At 39.2% G+C, this 8,516-nt stretch carries 8 protein-coding genes; 7 read left to right on the top strand and 1 reads right to left on the bottom strand.

Features of this window, described 5'->3' with window-relative positions:
• The 5 genes from ADM33_RS07590 to sdbB form a co-directional block, all read left to right on the top strand.
• On the top strand, window positions 1-418 hold a 418-nt coding region (locus ADM33_RS07590), incomplete at its 5' end, for a GNAT family N-acetyltransferase (RefSeq protein WP_049504242.1).
• The gene (gene spxR / locus ADM33_RS07585; RefSeq protein WP_049504241.1) at window positions 411-1,688 is read left to right on the top strand and encodes a CBS-HotDog domain-containing transcription factor SpxR; all 1,278 of its coding nucleotides are present in this window, start codon (window positions 411-413) and stop codon (window positions 1,686-1,688) included. The genes ADM33_RS07590 and spxR, both read left to right, overlap by 8 nt.
• Window positions 1,689-1,702: 14 nt before the next feature.
• Window positions 1,703-2,563, top strand: a complete 861-nt coding sequence (locus ADM33_RS07580; RefSeq protein ID WP_049504239.1) for a methionyl aminopeptidase — start codon at window positions 1,703-1,705, stop codon at window positions 2,561-2,563.
• Window positions 2,564-2,689: 126 nt separating this feature from the next.
• Window positions 2,690-3,397, top strand: coding sequence for a thiol-disulfide oxidoreductase-associated membrane protein CcdA2 (gene ccdA2, locus ADM33_RS07575; protein WP_049504238.1), 708 nt, complete (start codon window positions 2,690-2,692; stop codon window positions 3,395-3,397).
• Between the two features lie 12 nt (window positions 3,398-3,409).
• On the top strand, window positions 3,410-3,973 hold the full coding sequence (gene sdbB / locus ADM33_RS07570; RefSeq protein ID WP_049504236.1) for a thiol-disulfide oxidoreductase-associated lipoprotein SdbB: 564 nt from the start codon (window positions 3,410-3,412) through the stop codon (window positions 3,971-3,973).
• A 57-nt stretch (window positions 3,974-4,030) separates the two neighbouring features.
• Here the strand turns inward: sdbB and ADM33_RS07565 are convergent, their stop codons facing one another.
• On the bottom strand, window positions 4,031-5,017 hold the full coding sequence (locus ADM33_RS07565; protein WP_049504234.1) for an L-lactate dehydrogenase: 987 nt from the start codon (window positions 5,015-5,017) through the stop codon (window positions 4,031-4,033).
• 195 nt (window positions 5,018-5,212) lie between these two features.
• Between ADM33_RS07565 and gyrA the strand changes: the two genes are divergently transcribed.
• Together gyrA and ADM33_RS07555 are read left to right on the top strand one after the other, a co-directional pair.
• Window positions 5,213-7,681, top strand: a complete 2,469-nt coding sequence (gyrA, locus tag ADM33_RS07560; protein WP_049504233.1) for a DNA gyrase subunit A — start codon at window positions 5,213-5,215, stop codon at window positions 7,679-7,681.
• Window positions 7,681-8,430, top strand: coding sequence for a class A sortase (locus ADM33_RS07555; RefSeq protein ID WP_049504231.1), 750 nt, complete (start codon window positions 7,681-7,683; stop codon window positions 8,428-8,430). Before gyrA ends, ADM33_RS07555 begins: the two co-directional genes overlap by 1 nt.
• Window positions 8,431-8,516: the final 86 nt, after the last annotated feature.

The raw sequence follows: 8,516 nt of genomic DNA, 5'->3' as shown, positions 1-8,516 counted from the left end.
TCCTGCACAAGCAAGTATTGAAGAAAGTCAGTATGCTCTTGCCAATTATTTTATGAAATCACCTTTGGGGATTTGGGCTATTTGTGATAAAAAAGAGCAAAGAATGATTGGAGCTATCAAGTTTGAAAAGCTTGATGAAATTAAGAAAGAAGCAGAAATTGGCTATTTTTTAAAGAAAAACTATTGGTCTCAGGGGTATATGACTGAAGCAGTTACCAAATTACGAGATTTATCCATGAACGAGTTTGCATTGAAGCAACTTTCTATTGTGACACATCTAGAAAATGTTGCTAGTCAGAAAGTAGCAGAAAAATCAGATTTTGTTCTTTATCGTCGTTTTAAAGGTAGCGATCGTTATACCCGAAAGATGCGGGATTATCTAGAATTCCGTTATACAAAAGGAAATCTAAATGAGTAAACACCAAGAAATATTAGCCTACTTGGAAGAATTACCTGTTGGGAAGCGTGTCAGTGTTCGTAGTATTTCAAATCGGCTGGGAGTAAGTGATGGTACGGCATATCGGGCTATCAAAGAAGCTGAAAATAGGGGACTTGTTGAAACACGTCCTCGAAGTGGAACAGTACGTGTAAAGTCAAAAAAAGTAGCTATTGAGAAATTAACGTTTGCAGAAATTGCAGAAGTTACAGGCTCGGAAGTTTTAGCTGGTCAAGCTGGATTGGATAGAGAATTTAGTAAATTCTCCATTGGAGCGATGACTGAAAAGAATATTCTTTCTTATCTTCATGATGGCGGCTTACTTATCGTAGGAGATCGAACACGTATTCAGTTATTAGCACTTGAAAATGAAAATGCTGTCTTGGTAACAGGTGGATTTGAAGTTCATGAAGATGTTTTGAACCATGCTAATAAAAAAAATATTCCAGTATTGCGCAGTAAACATGATACATTTACAATTGCGACTATGATCAACAGAGCTTTGTCTAATGTTCAGATTAAGACAGATATTTTAACGGTTGAAAAAATCTATCGTACCAGTCATGAATATGGTTTTCTACAGGATACGGATACTGTCAAAGATTATTTAGACTTGGTTCGTAAGAATAGAACGAGCCGTTTCCCTGTTATCAATCAGCATCAGGTTGTTGTTGGTGTAGTTACTATGCGTGATGCTGGAGATAAATCACCTGGTACAACGATAGATAAGGTCATGACAAGGACTGTCTATATGACTGGTTTAGCGACGAATATCGCTAACGTTAGCCAGAGAATGATTGCTGAAGACTTTGAAATGGTACCTGTTGTGAGAAGCAATCAAACCTTACTTGGTGTTATTACTAGACGGGATGTCATGGAAAAGATGAGTCGCTCTCAAGTTTCAGCTTTACCAACATTTTCAGAACAGGTTGGTCAGAAGTTATCTTACCACCATGACGAAGTTGTCATTACGGTTGAACCATTTATGTTGGAAAAAAATGGAGTCCTTGCAAATGGAGTTCTTTCGGAAATATTGACCCATATGACGCAAGATCTGGTTGTGAATAGCGGACGTAACCTTATCATTGAACAAATGTTGATTTATTTCTTACAAGCTGTTCAGATTGATGATACCTTGCGGATTCAGGCTAGAATTATTCATCATACGAGAAGGTCAGCTATTATTGACTATGATATTTATATCAATCATCAAATCGTATCAAAAGCAAATGTTACTGTAAAAATTAATTAAAACTAGGAGAAAACATGATTACATTAAAATCAGCTAGAGAAATCGAAGCAATGGATAAAGCTGGCGATTTTCTTGCCAGTATTCACATCGGTTTGCGTGACATCATCAAACCTGGTGTAGATATGTGGGAAGTAGAAGAATATGTGCGTCGTCGTTGTAAAGAAGAAAATTTCCTTCCACTACAAATCGGTGTTGATGGGGCAATGATGGATTATCCTTATGCCACTTGCTGTTCACTCAATGACGAAGTAGCGCATGCTTTTCCACGCCACTATATTTTGAAGGAAGGCGATTTGCTGAAAGTAGATATGGTTCTTGGTGGGCCAATCGCTAAGTCTGACCTCAATGTTTCTAAACTCAATTTTAACAACGTTGCGCAGATGAAAAAATATACTCAAAACTTTACGGGCGGCTTGGCAGATTCTTGTTGGGCTTACGCTGTTGGAAAACCGTCAGAAGAAGTTAAAAACTTAATGGACGTGACCAAGGAAGCTATGTACATTGGTATTGAAAAAGCTGTTGTAGGAAACCGTATTGGAGATATTGGAGCTGCTATTCAGGAATATGCTGAAAGTCGTGGTTACGGCGTTGTTCGTGATCTTGTAGGACATGGTGTTGGTCCAACTATGCATGAAGAACCAATGGTTCCTAACTATGGTATCGCAGGTCGCGGTCTCCGTCTTCGTGAAGGCATGGTTTTGACAATCGAACCTATGATCAATACAGGTGATTGGGAAATCGATACAGATATGAAAACAGGTTGGGCACATAAAACAATCGATGGTGGACTATCATGTCAGTACGAGCATCAATTTGTTATTACAAAAGATGGACCTGTAATCTTGACAAGTCAAGGTGAAGAGGGAACTTATTAATCAAAAAAGGAGATGAGCTCCTTTTTTGATTCTTTCAAGTTGAAAATAAATTTGCGTAGCGGATTTCTTACAAACGTTTTCTTTTATAGTAAAATAAAATAAGACTATATGAAAGAAGGTTCTTAATTGGAAAGTATTTTATTTTTTATTTCTGTCTTTATAGCTGGAGTCTTGTCATTCTTTTCTCCCTGTATCTTTCCCTTGCTACCAGTCTACGCAGGTGTTCTGCTAGATGATCAAGAGGAGTCAAGGACATTTCGTTTTTTGGGTAAAGATGTTGCCTGGTCAGGATTGATTCGGACACTCTGTTTCATTGCGGGTATCTCTCTCATCTTCTTTATTCTTGGATTTGGAGCAGGATTCCTTGGGAATTTACTTTATGCTGACTGGTTCCGTTATGTCATGGGAATCATGATTATTATACTGGGTTTGCATCAGATGGAAATTCTTCACTTACAAAAATTAGAGGTACAAAAAACAGTAACATTTAAGCAAAAACAGTCTAGCAAATATTTGTCGGCCTTTTTACTGGGTATCAGCTTCAGCTTTGGCTGGACTCCATGTATAGGCCCAGTTTTAAGTTCTGTTTTAGCACTGGCTGCCTCAGGAGGAAATGGAGCTCTTCAGGGAGCCTTATTCACCCTCATTTACACTCTCGGAATGGCGCTTCCATTTTTAGTTCTGGCCTTGGCATCAGGTCTTGTCATGCCTTATTTTAGTAGGATCAAATCCCACATACTTTTATTGAAGAAAATTGGTGGTTTATTGATCATTCTCATGGGAATTTTATTAATGTTGGGACAGTTAAATGTCTTATCTGGAATATTAGGATAAAAGGAGTTATCTATGAAAAAAATTATCTATTTTGGGCTTAGTTTCTTGTCTCTCTTTCTTCTGATTGCTTGTGGCAAGGAAGAGAAAAAATCAAGTCAAGAAAATCAAACGACTCAGACACAGCAGCAAGCAACTGTGAAGCAAGTGGCTGTAGGAGCAGAAGCACCTGATTTTACGCTTCAATCAATGGAAGGAAAAGAAGTGAAATTATCTGATTTTAAAGGTAAAAAAGTTTATCTTAAATTTTGGGCATCTTGGTGTGGACCATGTAAGAAGAGTATGCCAGAATTGATGGAGCTTGCTGCTAAGGAACATCGTGATTTCGAAATTTTATCTGTCATTGCTCCAGGGCTTCAAGGTGAAAAAACGATAGACCAATTTCCAAAGTGGTTTGAAGAACAAGGTTATAAAGACATCCCAGTTTTATATGATACAAAAGGAGCTGTTTTTCAAGATTATCAAATTCGAAGCATCCCTACAGAGTATCTAATTGATTCACAGGGTAAAATTGCTAAGATTCAATTAGGTGCGATTAGTAATGCAGATGCAGAAGCAGCTTTTGCTCAAATGAAATAAAGTAATGAAATATAAAAATGTCTAGACGGTTTGTCTAGACATTTTTTCTAACTTAAATTAGTTTTTTGAAGCTGCTTGGAATTCAGGGTTTTTCCAAGCTTCATCAATGATAGCTTTCAATTCTTTAGCAGAAGCTTGCATTTTTTGAAGTTCAGCATCGTTCAATGGGATGTTCACTGGACGTACAATACCGTGTGCTCCAACAACAGCTGGTTGACCAATGAAGACGTCATTGATTCCGTATTGGCCTTCTTGGAATACAGAAAGTGGAAGTACTGCATTTTCATCATCAAGGATTGCTTTAGTGATACGAGCAAGGGCAACGGCGATACCATAGTATGTAGCACCTTTTTTGTTGATGATTGTGTAAGCAGCGTCACGAACACCTTCGAACAATTCGATCAATTCAGTTTCTTGAACGTTTTGAGTGTCCTTAAGGAATTCTTCAAGGTTAACACCAGCAATGTTAGCGTGTGACCAAACGGCAAATTCTGAGTCACCGTGTTCACCCATGATGTAGGCGTGAACTGAACGAGCGTCTACATCCAATTTTTCAGCAAGGGCTTGACGGAAACGAGCTGAGTCAAGAGAAGTACCTGAACCGATAACGCGTTCTTTAGGGAATCCTGAGAATTTCCATGTAGAGTATGTCAAAACGTCAACTGGGTTAGCAGCTACAAGGAAGATACCGTTAAATCCTGATTCAACAACTTGTGTTACGATTGATTTGTTGATTGCAAGGTTTTTACCAACAAGATCAAGACGAGTTTCACCTGGTTTTTGAGGAGCACCAGCAGTGATAACTACAAGGTCAGCGTCCGCACAGTCAGCGTATTCAGCAGCATAGATCTTTTTAGGTGAAGTGAAAGCAAGGGCGTGGCTAAGGTCAAGAGCGTCACCAACAGCTTTTTCGTGTAATTGAGGAATTTCAATGATACCAAGTTCTTGGGCAATTCCTTGGTTAACAAGAGCGAAAGCGTAAGATGAACCTACGGCACCATCACCAACGAGGATAACTTTTTTGTGTTGTTTAGTTGCTGTCATTAGTCTAAACATCTCCTTTGTTTTTTTAAGGGTAATACCCTGTCTGATTCCATTCTATCACTTTTAAATAGCTTTGTCACGGATATAACATCCAGTTATCAATGTAAGCGTTTTAGGTGTGTCCGGAGACTGAAATATAAGCTAAACTATGGTATAATATATCTAGTTACTAATAGTGAAATGAGGCATTTGTTAATGCAAGATAAAAATTTAGTGAATGTCAATCTGACAAAGGAGATGAAGACCAGCTTTATCGACTACGCCATGAGTGTTATCGTATCGCGGGCCCTTCCTGATGTTCGAGATGGTTTGAAACCAGTTCATCGTCGTATTCTATACGGTATGAACGAATTAGGGGTTACACCTGATAAACCTCATAAGAAATCTGCCCGTATTACAGGGGATGTTATGGGTAAATACCACCCACACGGTGATTCATCTATTTACGAGGCTATGGTCCGTATGGCTCAATGGTGGAGCTACCGTTACATGCTTGTAGATGGACATGGAAACTTTGGTTCCATGGATGGTGATGGTGCCGCAGCTCAGCGTTATACTGAAGCGCGCATGAGCAAGATTGCACTTGAGATGCTTCGTGACATCAATAAAAATACTGTTGATTTTGTAGATAACTATGATGCCAATGAACGTGAACCTGTTGTTCTACCAGCTCGTTTCCCAAATCTTTTGGTCAATGGTGCTACAGGTATTGCCGTTGGTATGGCGACCAATATTCCGCCACATAACTTGGGTGAAACCATTGATGCGGTTAAGTTGGTTATGGATAATCCAGAAGTTACGACCAAGGACTTGATGGAAGTACTCCCTGGGCCTGACTTCCCAACTGGTGCCCTTGTTATGGGGAGATCAGGGATTCATAAGGCCTATGAAACAGGAAAAGGCTCCATTGTTCTTCGTTCCCGTACAGAAATCGAGGAAACAAAAACTGGTCGCGAACGTATCGTTGTAACAGAATTTCCATACATGGTTAATAAGACTAAAGTCCATGAGCATATTGTACGTCTAGTTCAAGAAAAACGTATCGAAGGTATTACAGCAGTTCGTGACGAATCTAACCGTGAGGGTGTTCGCTTTGTTATCGAAGTGAAGCGTGATGCCTCTGCCAATGTTATCTTGAACAACTTGTTCAAAATGACTCAAATGCAAACTAGCTTTGGATTTAACATGCTGGCTATCCAGAATGGTGTACCAAAGATTCTCTCTCTTCGTCAAATCTTGGATGCTTATATTGAGCACCAAAAAGAAGTGGTGACTCGTCGTACTCAATTTGACAAAGAGAAAGCTGAAGCGCGTGCACATATCTTAGAAGGTTTGTTAATTGCCCTAGACCATATTGATGAAGTTATTCGTATCATTCGTGCCAGTGAAACGGATGCAGAAGCCCAAGCTGAATTGATGAGCAAGTTCAAGTTATCTGAACGTCAAAGTCAAGCAATTCTCGATATGCGTCTACGTCGTTTGACAGGTTTGGAACGTGACAAGATTCAGTCGGAATATGATGAGCTTATTGCTTTGATTGCTGACTTGGCAGACATTCTTGCAAAACCAGAACGCGTAGCGCAAATCATCAAGGAAGAATTGGATGAGGTCAAACGTAAGTTTGGCGATCCACGTCGTACTGAGTTGATGGTTGGTGAAGTCTTGACGCTTGAAGATGAAGACTTGATTGAAGAGTCTGATGTTCTCATCACTCTATCAAATAAAGGTTATATCAAACGTTTGGACCAAGACGAATTTACAGCTCAAAAACGTGGTGGACGTGGTGTTCAAGGAACTGGAGTTAAGGACGATGACTTTGTGCGTGAATTGGTTTCAACCAGCACTCACGATCATTTGCTTTTCTTCACCAATAAAGGGCGTGTTTATCGTCTTAAGGGGTATGAAATTCCAGAATACGGTCGTACAGCCAAAGGTTTGCCAGTTGTCAATCTTTTGAAACTGGATGAAGGTGAAAGCATTCAAACCATTATCAATGTTGAATCAGAACGTAGTGATGATGCTTACCTCTTCTTTACAACTCGTGCTGGTATTGTTAAGAGAACCAGCGTTAAAGAATTCGCAAACATTCGTCAAAATGGTCTTAAAGCCTTGAATCTGAAAGATGAGGATGAGTTGATTAATGTCTTACTAACTGAAAAAGACACAGATATCATCATCGGAACTAAATTAGGTTATGCAGTTCGTTTCAATCAGTCTTCAGTTCGTAGTATGAGTCGTATCGCCACTGGTGTTAAAGGGGTAAACCTTCGTGAAGGTGATGCAGTAGTAGGAGCGAGAGTGATCACTGACCAAGATGAAGTCCTTATCATAACTGAAAAAGGATACGGTAAGCGCACAGTTGCGACTGAATACCCGACAAAAGGTCGTGCCGGTAAGGGAATGAAAACAGCCAATGTTACTGAAAAAAATGGTCCTCTGGCTGGCCTCTTAACAGTAAACGGTGACGAAGACTTGATGATTATCACTGACACAGGTGTCATGATTCGAACAAATGTAGCCAATATTTCACAAACGGGGCGTTCAACTATGGGAGTAAAAGTGATGCGTCTAGATCAAGATGCTAAGATTGTGACTTTTACAAGTGTTGCAGCAGCAGAAAAAGAAGAAGTTGGGGCAGAACAGGAAACAGAAAGTGAAGAATAATGTCTCAAAAAAAGAATCAAAGTAAAAAAAATAAACGTAAGAATCTACTGATTAACATACTGGCAGGATTCCTGATCTTGTTATCTATCGCTTTAATCTTCAATGCCAATATTCGTGATATGTTCATGATTTGGAACACTAATAAGTATCAGGTCAGTCAAGTAACTAAGGAAGAGATTGAGGAGAATAAAGAAACAGAAGGAAATTTCGATTTTGACTCTGTAAAATCACTTTCCTCGGAGGCAGTTCTATCAGCTCAGTGGAATTCTCAGCAACTTCCGGTTATTGGAGGTATTGCCATTCCAGAGCTTGAAATGAATCTGCCAATATTTAAGGGACTCGATAATGTTAACCTCTTTTATGGTGCTGGGACAATGAAAGCCAATCAGGTAATGGGGGAAGGAAATTATTCTCTAGCAAGTCACCGTATCTTTGCAGGTGAAAATGCAGATAAGAAATTATTCTCTCCTCTTGCTCGCGCTGAGAAAGGGATGAAAATTTATCTCACTGATAAAGAGAAAGTCTATACATACGAGATTGAAGAAGTTAAAATTGTAACTCCTGATCGCGTAGATGTAATTGACGAACGTGATGGGGTTAAAGAGATTACCTTGGTAACCTGTGAAGATGCTAATGCGGTTGAGAGAATTATCGTTAAAGGGAATTTGACAGAGATAAAATCTTATGCAGAAACTCCATCAGATATCTTAGAAGCCTTTAATAAACCCTATAAACAATTTTATGAATAGTAGAAGAGGTTGGGACAAAAGAGCCCGACCTCACTTTTTATTAGCAATCAAACTTTGACGCGGTAGCTGATTGAACTTTTTGTTCG

The sequence above is a fragment of the Streptococcus oralis genome (assembly GCF_001075875.1).
Classification (GTDB): domain Bacteria; phylum Bacillota; class Bacilli; order Lactobacillales; family Streptococcaceae; genus Streptococcus; species Streptococcus oralis_I.
This window is presented reverse-complemented; position numbering and strand designations above follow the sequence as displayed.

Excerpts from the sequence above, each read along its gene's own strand:
- spxR (WP_049504241.1), top strand. The coding sequence starts at position 411 with ATGAGTAAACACCAAGAAATATTAGCCTACTTGGAAGAATTACCTGTT.
- ADM33_RS07580 (WP_049504239.1), top strand. The coding sequence starts at position 1,703 with ATGATTACATTAAAATCAGCTAGAGAAATCGAAGCAATGGATAAAGCT.
- sdbB (WP_049504236.1), top strand. The coding sequence starts at position 3,410 with ATGAAAAAAATTATCTATTTTGGGCTTAGTTTCTTGTCTCTCTTTCTT.
- ADM33_RS07565 (WP_049504234.1), bottom strand. The coding sequence starts at position 5,017 with ATGACAGCAACTAAACAACACAAAAAAGTTATCCTCGTTGGTGATGGT.
- gyrA (WP_049504233.1), top strand. The coding sequence starts at position 5,213 with ATGCAAGATAAAAATTTAGTGAATGTCAATCTGACAAAGGAGATGAAG.
- ADM33_RS07555 (WP_049504231.1), top strand. The coding sequence starts at position 7,681 with ATGTCTCAAAAAAAGAATCAAAGTAAAAAAAATAAACGTAAGAATCTA.